This is a genomic window from Leptospira jelokensis, assembly GCF_004769635.1.
Lineage (GTDB): Bacteria > Spirochaetota > Leptospiria > Leptospirales > Leptospiraceae > Leptospira_A > Leptospira_A jelokensis.
In genome coordinates, this window is sequence record NZ_RQGH01000039.1 from 1 (window position 1) to 19504 (window position 19504).

Annotated in this window: 15 protein-coding genes; 10 read left to right on the forward strand and 5 right to left on the reverse strand. The window is 39.6% G+C overall.

Translation table 11 applies throughout. The features are described 5' to 3' along the window. The 3 genes from EHQ62_RS17265 to EHQ62_RS17275 form a co-directional block, all read left to right on the forward strand. On the forward strand, window positions 1-3132 hold a 3132-nt coding region (locus EHQ62_RS17265; protein WP_135645152.1), incomplete at its 5' end, for a chitobiase/beta-hexosaminidase C-terminal domain-containing protein. A 183-nt stretch (window positions 3133-3315) separates the two neighbouring features. Next, window positions 3316-4242, forward strand: coding sequence for a hypothetical protein (locus EHQ62_RS17270; RefSeq protein ID WP_135645154.1), 927 nt, complete (start codon window positions 3316-3318; stop codon window positions 4240-4242). Between the two features lie 78 nt (window positions 4243-4320). After that, complete coding sequence (locus EHQ62_RS17275; RefSeq protein ID WP_135645156.1) at window positions 4321-4839, forward strand: DUF1993 domain-containing protein; 519 nt, start codon at window positions 4321-4323, stop codon at window positions 4837-4839. A 503-nt stretch (window positions 4840-5342) separates the two neighbouring features. Here the strand turns inward: EHQ62_RS17275 and pckA are convergent. Further along, window positions 5343-6935, reverse strand: coding sequence for a phosphoenolpyruvate carboxykinase (ATP) (pckA, locus tag EHQ62_RS17280; RefSeq protein WP_135645158.1), 1593 nt, complete (start codon window positions 6933-6935; stop codon window positions 5343-5345). Between the two features lie 70 nt (window positions 6936-7005). Between pckA and EHQ62_RS17285 the strand changes: the two genes are divergently transcribed. From EHQ62_RS17285 to EHQ62_RS17305, 5 genes are all read left to right on the forward strand, one after another. Then, complete coding sequence (locus EHQ62_RS17285; RefSeq protein ID WP_135645160.1) at window positions 7006-8436, forward strand: glycogen/starch synthase; 1431 nt, start codon at window positions 7006-7008, stop codon at window positions 8434-8436. A 96-nt stretch (window positions 8437-8532) separates the two neighbouring features. Then, entirely contained in the window at window positions 8533-10056 is a 1524-nt protein-coding gene (locus EHQ62_RS17290; protein ID WP_135645162.1) for a hypothetical protein, read from the forward strand. Window positions 10057-10358: 302 nt separating this feature from the next. Then, on the forward strand, window positions 10359-11969 hold the full coding sequence (locus EHQ62_RS17295) for a hypothetical protein (protein WP_135645164.1): 1611 nt from the start codon (window positions 10359-10361) through the stop codon (window positions 11967-11969). 170 nt (window positions 11970-12139) lie between these two features. After that, window positions 12140-12514, forward strand: coding sequence for a DUF1304 domain-containing protein (locus tag EHQ62_RS17300; protein WP_135645166.1), 375 nt, complete (start codon window positions 12140-12142; stop codon window positions 12512-12514). After that, window positions 12514-13389, forward strand: a complete 876-nt coding sequence (locus EHQ62_RS17305; RefSeq protein WP_135645385.1) for an RNA polymerase sigma factor — start codon at window positions 12514-12516, stop codon at window positions 13387-13389. Before EHQ62_RS17300 ends, EHQ62_RS17305 begins: the two co-directional genes overlap by 1 nt. Here the strand turns inward: EHQ62_RS17305 and EHQ62_RS17310 are convergent. Further along, window positions 13357-14253 (reverse strand): AraC family transcriptional regulator, encoded by an 897-nt coding sequence (locus tag EHQ62_RS17310; RefSeq protein WP_135645167.1) that lies wholly within the window; start codon window positions 14251-14253, stop codon window positions 13357-13359. The two genes, EHQ62_RS17305 and EHQ62_RS17310, sit on opposite strands and share 33 nt — an antisense overlap. 165 nt (window positions 14254-14418) lie before the next feature. Between EHQ62_RS17310 and EHQ62_RS17315 the strand changes: the two genes are divergently transcribed. Further along, complete coding sequence (locus EHQ62_RS17315; RefSeq protein WP_135645169.1) at window positions 14419-15267, forward strand: NAD(P)H-binding protein; 849 nt, start codon at window positions 14419-14421, stop codon at window positions 15265-15267. Window positions 15268-15352: 85 nt separating this feature from the next. On the opposite strand, the gene EHQ62_RS17320 is transcribed toward EHQ62_RS17315, so the two are convergent. Next, a complete protein-coding gene (locus EHQ62_RS17320) occupies window positions 15353-16528 on the reverse strand; it encodes a YncE family protein (protein WP_135645171.1) in 1176 nt (391 codons plus the stop codon). A 183-nt stretch (window positions 16529-16711) separates the two neighbouring features. On the opposite strand from EHQ62_RS17320, the gene EHQ62_RS17325 reads away from it, so the two are divergent. Beyond that, on the forward strand, window positions 16712-18211 hold the full coding sequence (locus tag EHQ62_RS17325) for a hypothetical protein (protein WP_135645173.1): 1500 nt from the start codon (window positions 16712-16714) through the stop codon (window positions 18209-18211). A 19-nt stretch (window positions 18212-18230) separates the two neighbouring features. On the opposite strand, the gene EHQ62_RS17330 is transcribed toward EHQ62_RS17325, so the two are convergent. Continuing rightward, on the reverse strand, window positions 18231-18641 hold the full coding sequence (locus tag EHQ62_RS17330) for a DUF5329 family protein (RefSeq protein ID WP_135645175.1): 411 nt from the start codon (window positions 18639-18641) through the stop codon (window positions 18231-18233). 44 nt (window positions 18642-18685) lie between these two features. Next, window positions 18686-19363 carry an SOS response-associated peptidase gene (locus tag EHQ62_RS17335; RefSeq protein ID WP_135645177.1) on the reverse strand — a complete coding sequence of 226 codons (678 nt, stop codon included), beginning with the start codon at window positions 19361-19363 and terminating at the stop codon, window positions 18686-18688. Window positions 19364-19504: the final 141 nt, after the last annotated feature.

A 19504-nucleotide genomic window follows, 5' to 3' on the forward strand; every position in this document is an offset into this window, starting at 1 on the left:
ACCACTCCCAATCTCATCCTCCTCGATACAAACGGGGATGGAATTCCCGATGCGGTTGACAGCAATGGAGATGGGATTGCCGACTACTACATCAGTCCCAATCCACCTGGTTTTCTGACAACTGCACCTGGTGGAACAGGAAACCCAGTTGTCATCATCATTGATTCGAATGGGAACCCAGTTGGGTTTGATACAGATGGGGACGGCGTCGCCAATGACACGACCATTGTGACTATTCTTAGCGATACCACACCTCCCACTCTCACTAGTTCTTTGTTAGCTGGTTCCTATTCAACAGCACAGACGACTACGCTTACTTGTTCGGATAACAGAGCTCCTGGTTCCATTGTTTACACTTTGGATGCGAGTTCGCCTAGTTTTTCTCCAAAAACGGGAACAGTATCCAATCGATCCTCTCAATCCATTTCCTTATCGACAGAAGGAAATCATACGTTACAAGCGCTCTGCCGTGACCTAGCAGGAAATCTTTCAGCACCACTGAACATCACATATACGATAGATAGCCAAATCCCAGCGATCTCTATTGTGAGCCAAACAGCAGCAGCCATCAGTTCCCAAGTGGGTGCGATAAATAGTTCAACAATCACTTGGAGGACAAATCGTTCTGGCTCCTTTGTCATCCGAGAAGGGAGTGATTGTTCCCAAGGAACACTTGTGACTTCAGGAAATGCCTCTGCCAATGCGGACCAGCCCTTCCAACGGTCTCATTCCAATTTTACGGGTGAAGGCACGAAGACCTATCGGATTTGTGTCACTGGTTCGAATGGACTTACCGGTTTTGCCTCCGCAACTCTGATGCGGGACGATACGGCACCGACTGTTACCACTTCACCAGGAGCTGGGAATTTTAGTTTGGCAACATCTGTGTCTGCCTCTTGTTCCGATACTGGTGGATCAGGATGTGACAAGATCGCCTATGCCGTGCAAGTTGGCTCTTCGCCGAACAATCCTTCCATCCAAGGAACGACTGGCACAATCACAAGTGGAAACTTATACAATGCAAGCCTTGCCATGACGGATGGGTCCACCACCTATACAAAGTTTGTGGCAAGAGACCTTGCTGGGAATGTTTCCAGTGTTCACTCGCAAAATTATACGGTTGATACCGAAGTTGCGAACATCACAGTCAACACTTATACCCAAGCCACCAATGGATCTTCTCATGTTTCCCTCCATTGGCAAAGTTCAAAAGCTGGCACATACCAAATCCGAATCGGCGGCACCAATTGTTCCAATGGAACTGCGGTGAGCAATGGGGGAAATAATTCCAATGCCACAGGGAATGCTTCTGCATCCACAGAAATCACATCCACAATTGCCAACTCACAGTTTGCCGAAGGGGACAATACCGTTCGTATTTGTGTTGCAAACTTAGTCGGAAGCTTTGGCTCCAATTCACGAACCATTCAAAAAGACACGACAGCACCCGTGGTGACAATGGCCTCTCCTTCAGGTGTTGGTCCCTTTGCCACCGGAACCCAACTCCAACTTAGTTGTTCCGATACAAATGGAACCGGCTGTGATAAAATCATTTATACCTTAAATGGCACAGAACCAACGTTTGATGGAAGTGGTGCCGTGACAAATGGATCTGTGTATACAGCACCTGTGGCTCTTTCGGATGGTGCAAACCAAGTGCGTTACCTGGCCCGAGACTTAGCAGGAAACGTAAGTGCCGGTGGGAACCAGAGTTTCGATATCGTTGGCCCACCTGATGCACCAGTCTTTGTCTCTGCGCTTGGAGGAGGGACCACTGCATTCGTTCAATGGTGGCAGGTAACGGGAGCAACATCTTACACAGTGTATTATAGCACAAGTCCAGGAGTTACAGCTTCAGATTCAAGTTTTGGTCCAATAAACCAACCCTATGCGACAATTACAGGTCTCAATAGCGGGACATTGTATTACTTTAAGGTTGCTGCAAATAATGTCGTTGGCCAAAGTGCTTTGTCATTAATAGAGGCTGGTGCATTGACAACAGAGAACCCACCTGGCACAAGTTTAGCTGGCGATTTCATAGATATCTCAGCAGGTTACGATGTTACTCACGATTATAATCCAAGCGCAGCCATTGATGAAATAGGTAAAAAAATATTTGTATCTTCAATATTACAATCTACTAATCAAATACGATTAGTACGTTGTGAGCTCAATGGAACTTCTTGCATTGGCACTACCCTTACAAGTGAACAATCTGCTTCCCATTTTACCATTACGAAATCAAAATTAGTTTTTGATCCTTTTAACAGGAAAATACTTGTTATAAATAATATTGGATTACTGCCCACTATGTTTAAATGCGACTTAGATTTATCAAATTGTATCTATAGGAATATCTCTGCCGGCCAAGGACAAAATTCTGCTTCAAATAAAAGTATTAAAGGCATAGTGGACCCTATCAATAGGAAACTATTGGTTCTTTCGTATAATACCAATGGAAGTGCAGTGAGTCTTTTTCGATGTGATCTAGATGGAGTGAATTGCTCACATTCAAACATAATTAACTCTGGTGGACTTCGTTCGTCTGACATGATATTTGATCAAAAAAACAGGAAATTAATTATTGCAGGTTCAAATGGAAATGGTACGTTAATGGTTTTTAACTGTAATTTAGATGCTAGCTCATGTATTAACAGAATGAACATTGGATCTTTGTATTCTGGTGCCGTACCTAGTCTCGCAATAGATCCTACCAATGATAAATTGTTGATTGGTACTATGAATATAGGCAACTCAAGAAAACCTAATATTACTAAATGTAATTTAGATGGAACAAGTTGCACACAAACCGACGTATCTCTTGGTTACGGACATGGCTCTGGTAATTCCCCGGTTTTAAATGTTGATCTCGTCAACAATAAAATTTTACTGGTGACAAGAAATGAACCTAATCTTTACAGACCTGGTTTGTTTCGATGTGACTCAAATATTACAAATTGCAACCATACAGATCTATTAGGCCCCGGAGGGACCCAAGAATCAGGCAACCAAATTACGTTAACCGAATATACTGAACCAGAGGCAATTTTTGATCGAATTAATGGGAAACTTTTGATTATTGTAACCGCAGGTATATCTTCAAATAGAAGACCTCACCTCTTCATCTGGTAAACCCCTGCGCCAGGGATCCGAAGGGCTTAGGTCACCTGCCATCGCTCGATGGTGGGGGACGGGAGCGTGAGCGCACCCCGGAGTGAGCCCGGTCGGCTTTTATAAAAGTCACACCAGCGAACCAATGCGAGGCGCCCATCATCATGAAACAAAAATCTAATAACAAGTAACCAAAGGAACCCAATGAATCTGAAAACACTTCTAATGATCTTCTTTCTCTCTACGAACTTTCTTTTTGCACAAGAGGCAGTGGAAGAGCGAAAAACGAATCCCAAAACCTATGAATATGGATTGAAGGGACAAAATTTTACCTATGTTCCGTTTGAAACAAATTCAATCATCGCTTACAACAAATCGGATTTACGCAATAACAAAGATTTGGTGTATTTGCCATTCTTTAAGTATCGGAATATGGAGAAAAAATTTGGATTTGATTTTGATATGGTGAATATCAAACTTGCGGATCCTTACCAAAAAACGTTTTACTTGGGTAGTAATGGACTTTTTCCTTCGGCGATTCCCTATGGAAATTTCCAAAGGCAAGAATACCGGTTTAATTTCTTTTATATGCCTCTTGAGAACCAAATTTTTTATTTTGGACTTGGGTTATTAAAAATCGATCGGATGTATCAGGTTGAAAATTATGAATTTACCGACAGTATTCGTCATGACAAAATCAATTCCTACGGGATTTCCATTCCACTTCGTAGTAATATTCAAATTTGGGAAGGATTGGAATTAAATTTAGGATTGGATCCTTATATTACTTACGGTAACAGAGATTATGTGAACCAATGGACGGGAAATCGTTATTCGGCCGATGGCAGATATGGCCCTTATTTTTCGTTATCAAAAACCAATCCAAACAATATCACAGAAATTTTAGGATTTCAGGCAGAGATTTCTCTCTCCTACAAAATTTATGACCAAACTCGATTGTATTTTGGCTTTATGCGAAACCAGTCTAAGATCCGTTCCATCAATTTTGACCAAACAAATTATACCTATTATGGCGCAGACAATCAGTTGTATGTGACAAGTAGAAGCCCCTTTGAAAGTGCTATCGACACTCATAGTTCCTATTATTTAGGAATTTCAAACACACACTAAACCATTAGGACGACGATCCATTTTAAAATTTATCATTTAATCGGTTGATTTTGCATCTACTCAAATTGGAGTAGATGCATGAATGAATCAATGATCTTTGAAATCACTGTCCAATCCTTTAAAAAAGGTCTTGGGAATTTACTAAAAATTTTAGAAAAAGCAGAACTCCATGCGGAATCTAAAAAGTTCCCTTTCGAAAACTTACTGACGGCAAGATTATTCCCAGACCAATTCCATTTAACCAAACAAATCCAAATTGCCAGTGATACGGCAAAACTTTGTGTCGCGCGTATTTCGGGAAAAGAGGCACCGAAACACGATGATACGGAATCAAACTTGGCGGAACTGAAAACAAGGATCCAATCGGTAATCCAGTATTTAGAAACGTATACAGAATCAGATTTTAAATCTGTGTTTGAGATGAAAGTATCGCAGCCGAGATGGGAAGGACAGTATCTCACCGGATTTGAATACCTAACCCATCATGCAATCCCAAACTTTTATTTTCACGTCACTACTGCTTATGCAATTCTAAGACACAACGGCGTGGAGATTGGGAAAAAAGATTATTTGGGTGAGATGCCATTTAAGAAATAAAATCCATAGAATTGATTCGAGTATGTAAAAACTCGAGTCATTGCAAAAAGACAGAATTAAGAAATGTAAATTGGTGATCCATCAGAGATTTCTGAGTGGTTGTTTGAACTCATTTCAATTCATTCCATCGAATTAATCCGTTTATCCCCCCCCCCCCTGCGCCAGGGATCCGGAGGGCTTGGTCACCTGCCATCGCTCGATGGCTGGGGACGGGAGCGTTAGCGCACCCCGGAGTGAGCCCGCTCGGTTTGCAAAGGAAGTCCATTCAACGAACCAATCCGAGGCGCCCAAAAATTCATTTATGGAGATTGGATGATCATAGAATATCTTAATCACAACCTAATGGTTGGTCGCAAGCAATTGCAAACAATCATTCAATAAAAAAACCACCCGAGGTAACCCAAGGATGGTTTATCATGAATTCCTTTTCTTGTAAAAGGGAATTTGAATGGCCGCCTAATCGGAACCAGGCGACGACTCTTTTTTTGTTTTCCTAACGCGGTTTATGCGATCGGGCCGTATTGGCTGTAATCAAATTCCTTTGAACCAGTGAGATACTTTTTGTAGTTTTCTACAAATTGTTTCGCAAGGTCAGCGGCAGTTTTGTCGTATTCTTCTTTGTTTTCCCAAGCGTTACGTGGGTTTAGGATATGTGCATCCACACCATTTACCGATTTAGGGAAAGACACTTGGAATACTGGGTGTTTTTCAAACTCTGATTTTTCAATGTTTCCATTGAGGATTTCATTGATGATTTGGCGAGTTGCAGGAAGGTTCATCCTTTTTCCAACACCATACTTGCCACCCACAAGTCCTGTGTTGATGAGGTAGGCATTTACTTGGTGTTTTTTCATTTTTTCACCGAGTAACTTTGCATAGTATGTTGGGTGGAGGGTCATAAACGCCTGACCAAAACAAGCAGAGAAAGTCGCTTGTGGTTCTTTGACACCGCGCTCTGTTCCAGCCACCTTTGCCGTATAACCAGAAAGGAAGTGGTACATCGCTTGTTCGATGGAAAGTTTCGATACCGCTGGAAGCACTCCATATGCATCATAAGTTAAGAAGATCACAGTGTTTGGGTGACCCGCTTTCGATCCTGGTTGGATGTTGTCGATGTGGAAGATCGGGTAAGAAACACGTGTGTTTTCTGTTTTTGCCGCAGAAGAGTAATCTACTTTCTTAGTAGTTGCATCGTAGACAACGTTTTCAAGGAGAGCATCACGTCGGATCGCTGCATAGATTTCTGGTTCTGTTTTTGGATCGAGGTTGATGGTTTTTGCGTAACAGCCACCTTCAATGTTGAAGATTCCATTGTCGTCCCAACCATGTTCATCATCACCAATCAGTTTACGATTTGGATCAGTGGAAAGGGTTGTTTTTCCTGTTCCAGAAAGACCAAAAAATAGGGCGCTATCTCCATCCTTACCAACGTTAGCGGAACAATGCATAGTTAATACATTCTTAAGTGGCAAGTAGTAGTTCATGACGGAGAAAATCCCTTTTTTCATTTCCCCACCGTATTCCGTTCCACCGATGATACAGATTTTTTTCGCTAAGTGGAAGATCACAAACACTTCAGAATTGAGGCCGTGTTCTTTGTATTTTGCGTTTTTGTAACCAGATGCATTGATGATCGTAAACTCTGGGTTGAGTTTTGCGAGTTCTTCTTTGGTTGGGCGAAGGAACATGTTGGTGCAAAAGTGGTGTTGCCAAGCTCGTTCTGTTACCACACGGAGAGAGATACGTGTGTCGTCGTTTGTTCCTGCATGGCCATCGAAAACATAAAGTTTTTTGTTATCGAGGAATTTTGTAACTTCTGCGTAGAGTTCGTTGAAAATGGCTTCGGAAACCTTTGTGTTCACTGGTCCCCACCAAATGTTATTGGTAGAAGAAGGTTCATCGACAAAGTATTTGTCTTTTGGGGAACGACCCGTAAAAATCCCTGTATCCACCATCATCGTTCCGTTATCAGAAGTAACACCTTCTTTGTTATTCAATTCGTGCTGGTAAATTTCTTCGTATGATAAGTTATGGAAGACTTCGGACGGTTTTAGGCCTAATTCAGCAAGGCCTTTTAGATTAGTAGATACTGACATGGATCTCTCCTCGATTTCACTTTGTGTTTTTCTAGCTTCTTACTTTGCGAGTCGGTGTCAATAACAGAAAATGAAGATTCTCCACGCTTCCGCAGAATATTTTCCCTATATTAAGATGGGTGGCCTAGCCGATATGCTTGCCTCCCTCACAAAAGAACAGGCAAAGGCTGAGGAAGTTTATGTCGCATTACCTCTGATTGGGAAGTTGGGCAAAGAGCCGAAGTGGACTGGCAATGAATACAAAGCCCTGCTCCCAGAAGATGCCAAAGAAGGAACCATAGCTGTCAGCTTACTAACCAAAGCCAGATTCCTAGAGGCGGAAGAATCTGGTGTGAAATTGTACTTTTTTGATTCGGAATTATTTGCAAATCTCGAATCCATCTACGGGCAGGCGGAAGAACATTACCGCTTCGCTATCTTTTCTTACGCTTGTTATGCGTTAAGCCAATTCTTACAAGTGGATGCCTTCCATGCGCATGACTGGCACACTGCCATCGCTTTAGCCCTACAAAAAAATTCACAAAAATCCATCCCTTCCATTTTTACGATCCACAATCTCGCTTACCAAGGGGACCATCCCTTTTGGATGACTGGATTTTTAAAAGAAGATCCATTCCGACTCGTCACAAGTCCCTTTGAACATGATGATAAGTGCAATTATATAAAGGCAGGGATTCTCAGTGCAGGCCAAATCACAACCGTAAGCCCGGGTTACCGAGAAGAAACCTTAAATGAACCGAATGGATTTGGACTGAGTTATGTGTTAAACAAACGAAAGGATGATTATAGAGGGATATTAAACGGAATCGATTCAGACGAATGGAACCCTGAGTCCGACAAACGAATTTTCCAAACGTACAACACCACCAATTGGAAAGATGGCAAACGGAAAAACAAAGAATCACTGTATCAAGAAATCGGAAGGCCTAAGTTGCCATTGGATGCCCCACTCATTGGCCTGATCGGCAGACTCACCTACCAAAAAGGATTTCCCACATTCCTCCAAGCATTATTAGAAAGACGCCACCTACCACACCGTTATGTGGTTTTAGGCTCAGGGGATCCCGAAACAGAAAATGCGTTTTTCCATTTGTCGGATACATTGCCCGATGTGTTTTATTTTTATAAAGGATACAACGAATCCCTTGCTCATAAAATTGAGGCCGCCAGTGATTTTTTCCTAATGCCATCCCTCTTTGAACCTTGTGGCCTAAACCAAATGTACAGCCATGCCTATGGAACCATTCCAATTGTGTCTCGTGTCGGTGGACTAAAGGATACAGTAGAAGAATCAAATTTATTAAAGTACAAAACTGGAATTGTCTTTGAACCGAATGACAAAGCTTCATTAGGCTATGCTTTGGAACGAGCGAACAATTTGTTCGTTTCTCGCGAAAGAGATGATGTAGTGAAAAATATTATGAAACTTGATTGGACGTGGACAAAACGTAAGTTAGAGTATGATTCAATTTATAAAACTGCAATCGAACTTTTACAATGAATTGTTAGACCAAGAGCGAGTGACCATAGATTGATACTCAGAAATCATTTTTTCCTTGAGAAATAAATTGTATTGAAATGTTGTCTCCAGTAGACGATGAATTCTATTTATTCTGCGATTCTCATTTTTTTATTTTCCTTTAGCACTTGCAAACTCAATCTGAATAACCCCAGTGATCCTTATTCCCGTGATTTCTTTTTAACCAATGTCATGCGTGCTTTTTTATCCTTTGATCCATGTCCTAATTTTCAAAGTTGGAAACGAACTTATGGAACAGGAACAAATAAAACCACAGGATCAGATTTAATTGTACTCTCTAACGGAGATTATATGGTGTCAGGCATCACAAGGCAGTACATCATCCCAGGTTCTCCCACGGGAGTCACAAACAATTTTGCTGGGGCCAACGGAACAACTCTCAATACATTTTTAATGCGCATATCCAAAGAGAATGGTGATATCCTTTGGGTGGATTATCTGGGGGAGGCAAGTAGCGAGGTTACTTATAAACCTAAACTAAAAAAATATTCCAATGGAGATACTTCGGTTGCGTTTATTGTTAAAGGTGCCGAACAACCAGGGACACTCAATGCAAAATCAGGGATTGGAGCAACCTCAGCACTATTTGTTGGTCGCATCCGTGAAGATGGATCACGCGTATGGTTTACATATTTAGATTCAGCCAGTATTGGTGAATATATTGTCTCTGCGATGGATACATCCAACCGTTTGCATGTTTTTATTGAAAATACGGGAGGATCACCAGCTAACGCACCTTTTGTTGATGGCCCTGCCATAAGCAATACTTCTCTCGATCCAGGGACAGACACTGATATGATCCACTTGGCTGTGAATGAAAATGGTGTAATGATTTTCCAACGGTACTTTACAAGCTCCGGAGGAGATTATATTTTTGGAGCAGAAGCGAATGCCTATGGACTTTTTGTCACGGGAACGTCAAGCCAAGGATCCAATGGATCGACCCATCCCAATCCTTCCTACCAGGTTCCATTTGTTATGAAATTGAATGAAACGGATGGAACGATGGATTGGTATTCTTATATTGGAACGAATTCCGAATCGGACTATGGTGCCTCACGATTTTTTCTGAAAGATGATTTGATTTATATGATTGGGTATGGCCGCTTCACTTACGGAAGTCCAAAAGAACCAATCGTTGCCACTGACGGAGCAAACAAACATTTTATCATAACGAAATTGAATACTAGTGGTGCCACTCTTTGGAATACATTTTTAGGAAGTGCTTCCGAAAATGTAATGGATACAACGGAATCAGAACCAATCCTCCTAGCGAATTCGCAACTTTTAGTCAGAACACAGACCACAGCAGTGAATGGTCGTTTTGATTCGATTCCAGATTTGATCACTGGGAATGGATCCGGTCCTTATACCATCGCGGATGTATTTATCAATTCACAAACAGGAACTTTCGACAGATTTCATTATTCATCCAATTTAAGTTTGCCCGCAATGGAACAAACAGAAAGGATACGAGAGGTTTGCACAGGAAAGATCGTGCGACTAAACTATACCCGTTATACCACTACTCCACCCATTGAAGCCACACAAATCTCGATTGAGAATGTAAGTTTACCATAATTCAACCGTTCCAAGGTATGGGCGCATCGCAGTTGTTTGGTGGAAATACCATCCCCTGACCAAGCGACCGCGCTTTCCGCTCCAATCTTTTGCTTCGCAAAAGGATTTCCGCTGCAATCGCTTGCGCATTTCCTACCAATTAGTAGAGAATCTAACCACGGTTTTTCCCTATTTTGAAGTGATTTTTTTTAGTGTAAGCCTACAAAAGACTTGAGAATCAAATCCATATCGGTTCTCTTTTCAAGAAGAAACTCATTCAATAAATTTCCGATTTCAAATTGGGAATACAATATTGGAAGCAAATGAAAAAACATACGAAACTTAATTCTATTTTACTCATTCTTGCAATTAGCATCCTTTTTCTGGTCTCCCTTGGCAATTGCAAACTGAACTTAAACAATCCAGCAGATCCCTTTTCAAAATCGTTTTTAGAAACCTTTTTACTGAATGCGTATTTAAACTCACTTTGTGATCCCAATGTTAGAGGCAACCTTCGATTGGGTAGTGGAACGAAGATGATCATACCGATGTCAATCAAAACCCTGCGTAGTGGGAAAACGGTTGTAACTGCGATCACAGAAGAACCATTGGTATGGAATGGATCTGCCAATGGGATTCATTCCAACCACCAAAACTCTAGCTTCAATGCGGTGACATTTGTAATAGACAGACACTTTTCAAAAATCCTCTGGCTTGATTATTTGGGTGAGATGAGTTATGGAATCGAGGATTGGCCTCATGATCCCTTAATATCCGTAGATGAATTTTCCAATGGTGATTTAGGATTTTTTGTTTTGGTCAATGGACTTGGAAGATCCAATACAATCAATGATAAGGTAAATAATGTTGCTTATTACTTGGCCCGTTACAACCAAGACACAGGTGCAATCGTCTGGCAAGGTTATGCGAATAAAAACAATACTCGTATCACTATTTCTGGTTATGGATTGAAAATCAATGAGAGAGACGAGATGGTACTTCGTTTCACTTCTAATGCTGGTGCAACCCCAAGCTCCGATACGGCGGGACTCAGTTTTCCCAGTCTCCCGGTTCCCCAAACCGCATCAAATGGATCCATTTCAAATCAAACCGAAGTGGGGATTGCCATCATCAGTGGAGACGGAGTAGGAAAAATCCAATCGTTTTTCCCTAATACAGGAAATGTAACGGAAACTATGGATCATTTTGTGATTGGAGATAAAATTTATATTTTCGGAAATACAAACTTCAATTTTGTTTCAACATCTGGCCACCCATTTGTCAATGAGTTAAGGTCCTTTATCGGGATTGCCAACCAAAATCTAACTTGGGACTCCGTCGGTTATTTTGGTACGAGTGCTTCTACTTCACAAACTTTTTTACAGTATGTGACTTATGGGAATGGAAGATTCTTTATCCTTGGTAAATCTACCAACGCATTTTCCAATACAGGCACCCTCTACCCTTTTGAAGGATTAGGTCTGAATCGAAATTATTTTTTAGCATCCTCAACCATCAACTCAACGACGCCAAACTGGTTTCAGTTTTTAGGTTCAAACACTGTTGATGTTCCTGAAACCTATCCCAATGCGTTTGCTTACCGGAGTACAACCGATGAATTTTTAGGAGAACTATTAGCAAACGATAATGGTAGCCAATTTACAGGAATTCCATCCGACTTTGTGAGTGGATCCATACAAAATCCTTTTGGACAGGTTCGAGCCAAACTTGTTCCACAATCGGGACAATTCAAAACTCTAGAATATTTCAACGGAAGTGAAGCCGGTGGAAACAATGTAACGATACTCACGAACCAAACAGAAATTTGCCAAGGAAGGATGGTCAAAGTAAAATTTTTATCTCCAACCTCATCCACTGTGTCGAGCATCCGTTCCATTGAAGTTTCCACAAGGCCTGCAAGCGAGGAACCGTAAAGAATCCATAGTGAACTTAAGATCCTTTGTCAAATCCAAGATCGTAATTTGAATTTCTATCCCAAAGTTGGTGTGGAGAAAAATATCTTTTCCAATTTTTTTTTCCCAATTTTGTCACAAACAAAAAAACCCGTTGTCTTAAAGGGTAATCGAATCTTTAGGAGGATTCAATGAAATTCGCATCACTACTACTCACTGGCTTTGTAGCCATTGAACATGTTTTCATTTTGGTTTTGGAAATGTTTTTATGGAAAACGGAATTTGGAATGAAGGTATTCCAACTCACACCTGAAACAGCTGAGATCACTTCGAAACTTGCAAAAAACCAAGGTTTGTACAATGGATTTTTGGCGGCTGGACTATTTTGGGCTTTGTTTTTCATCAAAGACCAAAATCAAAAATTCCAAACCATTTTGTTTTTTCTCATTTGCATTGTGGTGGCAGGGATTTATGGCTCAGCGACTGCAAAATTTTCCATTTTGTTTTCGCAAGGTTTACCTGCATTCTTAGCATTAGTTTTACACTGGTTGGCTTACAAAAAATAATAATGAATGATCCGCACCTATCTTTATTAGAAGATTGTTTATTAGGGAAAACAAAAGCGTTGGAAGAGTTGATTCAATTCTTCCAACCAAAAGTATTTTCTTTGGCTCTCAAATTTTTATGGAACCCAGAAGATGCGGAAGATGCCACCCAAGAAATCTTAGTCAAAGTGATAACAAATCTAGGTGGGTTTCGAAGAGAAAGTAAACTCTCCACTTGGATTTACAAAATTGCAAGTAACCACCTGATCAATATAAAAAAATCCAAACTAGAATCAAAACAGATTCACTTACGAACCATTCGGGAAGAATTGCACAGATCACAAAGTCCTTCTGTTTCCAATGATGCATTTGAGCCTGCTTCACAAAGAGAAGGAGATGAGGTAAAAGAAAAAATATCTCATCTGGTTTTACATGTCCAAGTGGCATGCACCTATGCGATGTTACAAGCTTTAACAAGAAAGTATAGAATGGCCTATCTATTGGGAGAGGTATTTTCTCTTTCTAGTGAAGAAGCAGGTTATGTGATGGGAATTCGAGCCGATGCTTTCCGACAAATCCTAAAAAGAGCAAGAACCCAAATGGAAGAATTTTTAGGAAAAGAATGTAGTTTAACAAATGCGAAAAATCCTTGCCAATGCAAAAATCGAATCCGTTTTGCATCAAAAGCAGGAAGGATCAAATCCTACCTCCAACTTTCGGAACAAATGAAACGAGATGGAAGGTGGCATGAAATGAAACCACTCTTTCCCGAAACAACGAAACTTAGAAAGGCAGCGGAAGTTTTTCGTAACCAACCAAAGTTTTTACCGAAAAAAAACCAACTGGATTCAATCCGCGATTTATTAAATCACTCCTTTCCACTCTCGACTCGGTGAGTTGCCGTATATCCTTTTGTAAGCTTTTGAAAAGGAAAATGAAGAGGCATACCCAACATTTTGCGCAATTTCTTCCAATCCCATATTTCCTTTTTGGAATAATTGTTTGGCTTTCTCCATCCTAAGTTTCGCCAAATATTCCATAGGTGGAATTCCAAGTACATCCCGAAACTTGTTTGCTAAATTAGCACGTGAGATACCTGTTTCTTTGGCCAGAGATTCAATGGTCCAATCTTTTGCATAAGCATTGTGTAATTTTTCTAATGCATACAAAACAGATTTGTCCTGGAACGCTTTGATCCAACCCACAGTTGAATTTTCTTGTTGGTTCAACCAAATTCGAATCATATAGTATAACATAATATCTGTTAATCTTTGTATAATTAAATCAGTACCTAAGTTAAGTTCTAATTCTTTGGATAAAATCTGAATGATGTCTTCTAAGGAATGGTGTTTCTGGATGTTGGAATAAGGAATATAAATGTAGTCAGGAAGTTCAGCGAGTAAAGGATGGATGGGCCCAATTGGCACCTCATAACGAATGGTTACAAATGTAGTCACTGGAACGTCAGTTTTTGTTTGATTGAATTTTTCACCTAAAAATCGTTCAATGGTGACTACTTTCGCTTTTGGATCGGATAAGAGTTCGTGATGGATTCCTTTTGTGATGAACAACAAATCTCCTTTTTGTAATTGGAAAATTTTTTTTCCCATCCTCGCATAACAGCTACCTTGCGTGACGACATGAAAGCCCCCACTCCTTTCACAGGGAAAATGGAATCCAAAACTTTCATAAATTTGACCCTTAGATAATAAGTCGTTTTTCCAACCAGCCGAAGACAAAATATCTGATAATAAATCCATACAATGAAAATACACCAAAACATACTATTTGTCTACAAATTTATACGATTGGATATATTTTTAATATCATTCGACATAGACAGTCCATAATTTTTGGTTAAAATAGTATTAAATAGGAAACTAGATCCAAACAATGAATGCAATGGATCAAAAAAGGATAAACACATGAAAGTATTTGTATATGGCGGAACAGGCCTTGTTGGGGGACACTTAGTCAAAGAATTACTTAAATCAGGCCATGAAGTTTGGGTTGGTTCCCGTAAACCGGAAGCACAAACCAAGGAACCGAATTTGCATTGGGTTTTTGCCGATTCCAAAGAACCAAAAAAAGGGGTCGAGGTATTGGAAACGATGGATTCTGCTTTTTTCCTTAGCCCTCCTGGGGAAACAAACCAATATGAAATCCTCTCACCTTGGATCGAAAAAGCAAAACAAGTTGGATTAAAAAAATTAGTGCTCATGACGGCAATGGGAGTGGAACATGCACCTCCGGAAGCACCCTTTCGAAAAACCGAACTATTGTTAGAAAGTTCTGGGATCCCATACAACATCATCCGCCCTAATTGGTTTATGCAAAATTTTAATACATTTTGGATTGCAGGGATCAAACAAGACGGGAAAGTTTATTTTCCTGGTGGGAATGCGAATGCAAGTTTTATTGATGCAAGAGACATTGCTTCCGTTGCTTTCGTTTTACTAACTACCAATACCTATGAGAACCAAGCCTTTGCGTTAACGGGAAAAGAATCAATCGACCATGTCCAAGTTGCAAAACACTTAACATCTGTCAGTGGAAAAAATATTGAATATGTTGATGTAGATCCAAAGGTTTTCGAATCATCTATGGTTTCCGTTGGACTATCAAAAGATTATGCTTCCTTTCTTGTGATGATCGCTGGAGCCTTAAAAGATGGATTTGCATCCCCCATTGTTGACTCAGTGAAACAAATCACAGGGAAAGAACCAATTTCATTTCAAAAGTATGCAGAAGACCATGCAAATTTTTGGAAATAAAATTGATTTATAACACAATTTGCTACTGATCTACTGGAATAACAAATTTTTATTTTTTCAGTGGACCAGTAGGTTTCACCATCTTTTAATCTGCGATGAGAATCCGATTGGATGCACCCCCCTTCACATCTTCTAAAATATTTCGCAGTAATAATTTTTGAAAAGGAAGGAATGCCGACCCACTCACGTTCACATGATTTTTATAAAACTTTTTCGTTGGGATCACCTTCTTTTGTTTGAGAGTTTTGGGATCGTAAATGTGAAGACCAGAATTGCGTACCCAAACAAGTTCCCCTTCTTTCCAAAATCCAAGTTTATGGCCATGTGTCCCCCATTTGGATTTTTTTACGTCTGACAAGTTGTCTGTATTGTACATCCGAACTTCCCCCGTGTCGGAAGCAGCCATGTATAAAAACTTTCCATCCTTTGAAAAACTAATCCCATAGGGTGTAGAGGGAATCGAAAATGCTTGGAAACTATCTGTATCCAATTTAAATAAATACCCAGTTGGGTTTCGATTTTGAAATGCTTCCGCATAACAAGCGATCACTATTTGATTGGTCTCTGGATGGAACTCTGGTGTGTATGGATAAAATTTAGATTTGTATTCTTTAAGTTTTGTAACCAATTGGTTTTGGACTTTATAAACAAAAGCAGTTACATCTTCGGATACATCATCCTTTAAATCTGCATCCACAGCAAACGTAAAATAGGCAATTTGGTCTTTCTCTGAAAAACCAATAAAAGAACTTTGGGCAAAAGATTTTTTATCGTCTTCAGGAATTTCGAATATAGGTTCCACAACATCAATTGTATTTGTACCGAGATCCCAACCTACATAAAAGTATTTTTTAGCTTTCGATGATTTGGCTTTGTTTTCCAAAACAAATCCTGCACGTTTGCTGGTTTCATCATAAAATAAAAACTCATACACAGATAAAGGAAGGCGTTTGCCTTTAGTTTCAATTTGTCCGAGAAAGTCTTGTGTGTGCGCTAGATAATACGTTTCCAAAGGAATGGGTTTGTAAATTTTTTGTTTGGAACTTGTTTCATAAAAGTAAACTCCAGGTTCGTCAAAATCTGCGGTTTGCCCAATAAAAATCCATTTCCCAGCATTTACGAAGTAAGGGTTGTTGCCCTCCACAAATGTGGGACGGACATTGAAGTCTGTTGCAAAGCTAAACTCAGATTCGATTGTTTGCGAAATCAAAGTGGTTGTGAAAAGAAAACAAAGTAGAATTAAAAATCTTTTTAAGGGCATGGAACTCTCCCAATCTTTTGGTATGGTGGATTACACTACATGATCATCCATTTTTTACAACTATTGTTTACATAATTTTTTGACTAAAAGAAAGAAAAGTATCTAAATTAAATTTCGATTCGTCGCGATGAACACAGTTCGCAACATGGTCATAGACATACCACTGTTAGGACTTTGCACTTCATGATTCGCATTCTAATTCCTATTTGTATTTTCATTTTACTTTCTTGCAAACCGGATCTGAATAACCCAAACGACCCAGCAAAATCAGATTTTTGGATCCGTAACTTCATTCAATCCCTACTTTTAAATGACGGATGTCGAAACTTTTCAGCATGGGAAAGAAGGTATGGATCGGGTCTATATGCAACTTATGGAACTGATTTTCTTTTTTTACCGGATGGAGACATCATTGTCATTGGGGCAACAGAAGATCCAATTCTATCGGGCGTCACAGAAGGTATCACTGGAAATTTCCAAGGTACACCTGGTGAGAGCTTAAATTTATTCCTATTACGACTATCCAGAAATAATGGAGATATCGTTTGGGTTGACTATTTAGGGCAAATGTATAGCAACCTTAATTTCAATCCAAGGCTTAGCCGATTTGCAAATGGTGATCTTGCGATTAGTTTTATATCAACTGTCTCTGGACAGAATGTACCGGGTTTGTTATCTCCGAGAGAATCCAATCCGAATTCCATTTACGTAGGAAGGCATAGAACCGATGGCAGTCGGACTTGGTATACCTATTTAGACTCGGTTGATGTTGGTAATTTTTTAGTAACAGCAGTGGATGGCTTCGACCAAATCCATTTGTTTTTAGTGAATGAAGGATCCAATGGCCATACAGCATTTTCGGAATTACCTACTCCGCAAAATTCGCCTCAAGGAAGTGAATCAGACACAGATATTTTATATGCAATTCTAGAAGGAAATGGACAAGGAAAACTACAAAAATATATCGCTAGTGATTACTATGATTTTCCAAATAATGCAACCTATTTAAATGGTTCAATATACTTGGGTGGGGTTTCAGCAGGCAGCATGAATGGGTACATCCATCCAACGATTGGACAAACATTACCTTATATCATAAAAGTCAATCCGGAAGGAAACATAGAATATTTAGTTTATAATGGTAACCCGAGTGCAACTTACGGTGATAGCCGACAACTTGTCGTTACTGAAACTTCAATTTTACAACTGATCACAACCAATAGTTCTTGGAGTTCTGTTGTTAAGGAAACAATGCAAAATGATACAGAACATTATGCATTTGCACAATATGATCTAAATGGAAATTTACAATGGGTATCCTTTTTAGGATCATCCACCGGTGATGTAGAAATGTTTGAAGAACCACCAACGATCTTTGAATCTAAATCTGGATTATGGAGGAATCGCTCTCGTATCCCAAATTTGTTTGATCGTTACAGTTCTGGATCCTCGGTTTCCACAGGAGATGGGTCTGGCGCATATCAAATTGCCGATGTGTACATCCAACCAAATACAGGTTTTTTTGAATCCATTCGATATACTTCTAACTTTTCTTCCCCCGAATCAAAACGGACAGATCAAATGAAAGAATTATGTGCTGGGAAGGTTGGGTACATGGATCGGGTGTTCACTTCAACAGAAACCACTCCTACAAAATTAGGGTTCCAAACCTCAATCGAATGATTTCAATTCATCTTAAGAACTAAGGGCATCGTTCGATGTTTTTTAGTTCTTCATAGAGCCACACGGAACTAAGCACTTCTTTTCCATTCCGATAACGGATCTTATATGGTGTTCCTGATAAAAAGGATTTGGTCGCAATTTTTTCAATAAACAGTTTTGCCGTCCAATCCTTTGGATCTGGAGCAAAAAAAGAGGTTTTGGCTTCTTTCAATTTATATCGTAAGTGGTTCTCGGCCTCTTTTGATTCGTGTAGTTCTCCGTTGCGGATAAAACTTCCTTCAAAGTTTCCAATTTTTTTCAATAAGATTTCGATTTTACGGTCTTCCGATATTGGCTCACAAGATTTCGATTGTGATAAAAGGGAATGGAAGCAAATCATAAAAATGAAAGATGAGATGAGTAGTTTTTTTGTTTTTGGGAAAAACTTCATATGTTTGATTTCAATGTAATGAAAAGGTCTGATCCTTCAACCAATTAAAATAACATTGGTTCTGGCGATTCTGGTTCTGCATTTAAAAATTCGTTTGGATATGTTTGGATTAATTTTATTATATTTGATTCCTCGGACAGTTTTGGATCTAACCAACTTTCCCAGCTATCTTCCGTTAGATGAACCGGTTGTCGTCCTTGATTTCCACCAGAATTATGAATCTCTTTCATTAAAGAGTTTCCTTCTTGTGTGATGATACTAAACCAATAGGTTTTGGTTTTTTGGTTTGGAATCATACCGTAAATTCCCGCAAAACAAAAACTTTCACCAGATGCGGGAGATATTTTGTATTTTATTTTTGTACCTTTTTCGGATTTCCATTCATTAAAAAATGATGCGGGGATGATACATCGGTTCGATTTTGCGGCTACTGACCAGAATGGCGTTGCAAACAAACGTTCGACTCTGGTGTTAAAGATGGGTTTTGGAGACCATTCTGGTTGGATCCCCCATTGCATTGGCTCGAGTAAATTCCACTCACCCTTTTCTTCGGAATGAATGACAGGTGCAAACGAACTAGGATAAAATTCAAAATTGGGGACATTACGAAAGGATTCTTCCACTTTTTGGATATCAAAAACTCTGGTTCCTTGGATCAAACGAATCCATTTCTCAGTTCCATCTTTTAATTTGATGATGGTATACCCAAACCGTCCACACACAATGATTCAATGGAACCAATGATGAAAAATTTGCAACCAAAGAATTTAAACTTAGATCAAATTGGAATTTCTGACTTGAAGTCACCCCAAATTGACCTAAGGTCAATTTCTATTTTTTTCTAGCATAAAATTTGGAAGATT

What these genes read in the sequence shown, in the direction of transcription:
- EHQ62_RS17285 (WP_135645160.1), top strand. Translation starts at nt 7,006, where the DNA reads ATGAAGATTCTCCACGCTTCCGCAGAATATTTTCCCTATATTAAGATG.
- EHQ62_RS17300 (WP_135645166.1), top strand. Translation starts at nt 12,140, where the DNA reads ATGAAATTCGCATCACTACTACTCACTGGCTTTGTAGCCATTGAACAT.
- EHQ62_RS17290 (WP_135645162.1), top strand. Translation starts at nt 8,533, where the DNA reads ATGAATTCTATTTATTCTGCGATTCTCATTTTTTTATTTTCCTTTAGC.
- EHQ62_RS17295 (WP_135645164.1), top strand. Translation starts at nt 10,359, where the DNA reads ATGAAAAAACATACGAAACTTAATTCTATTTTACTCATTCTTGCAATT.
- EHQ62_RS17275 (WP_135645156.1), top strand. Translation starts at nt 4,321, where the DNA reads ATGAATGAATCAATGATCTTTGAAATCACTGTCCAATCCTTTAAAAAA.
- EHQ62_RS17315 (WP_135645169.1), top strand. Translation starts at nt 14,419, where the DNA reads ATGAAAGTATTTGTATATGGCGGAACAGGCCTTGTTGGGGGACACTTA.
- EHQ62_RS17310 (WP_135645167.1), bottom strand. Translation starts at nt 14,253, where the DNA reads ATGGATTTATTATCAGATATTTTGTCTTCGGCTGGTTGGAAAAACGAC.
- EHQ62_RS17330 (WP_135645175.1), bottom strand. Translation starts at nt 18,641, where the DNA reads ATGAAGTTTTTCCCAAAAACAAAAAAACTACTCATCTCATCTTTCATT.
- EHQ62_RS17270 (WP_135645154.1), top strand. Translation starts at nt 3,316, where the DNA reads ATGAATCTGAAAACACTTCTAATGATCTTCTTTCTCTCTACGAACTTT.
- EHQ62_RS17325 (WP_135645173.1), top strand. Translation starts at nt 16,712, where the DNA reads ATGATTCGCATTCTAATTCCTATTTGTATTTTCATTTTACTTTCTTGC.
- pckA (WP_135645158.1), bottom strand. Translation starts at nt 6,935, where the DNA reads ATGTCAGTATCTACTAATCTAAAAGGCCTTGCTGAATTAGGCCTAAAA.
- EHQ62_RS17320 (WP_135645171.1), bottom strand. Translation starts at nt 16,528, where the DNA reads ATGCCCTTAAAAAGATTTTTAATTCTACTTTGTTTTCTTTTCACAACC.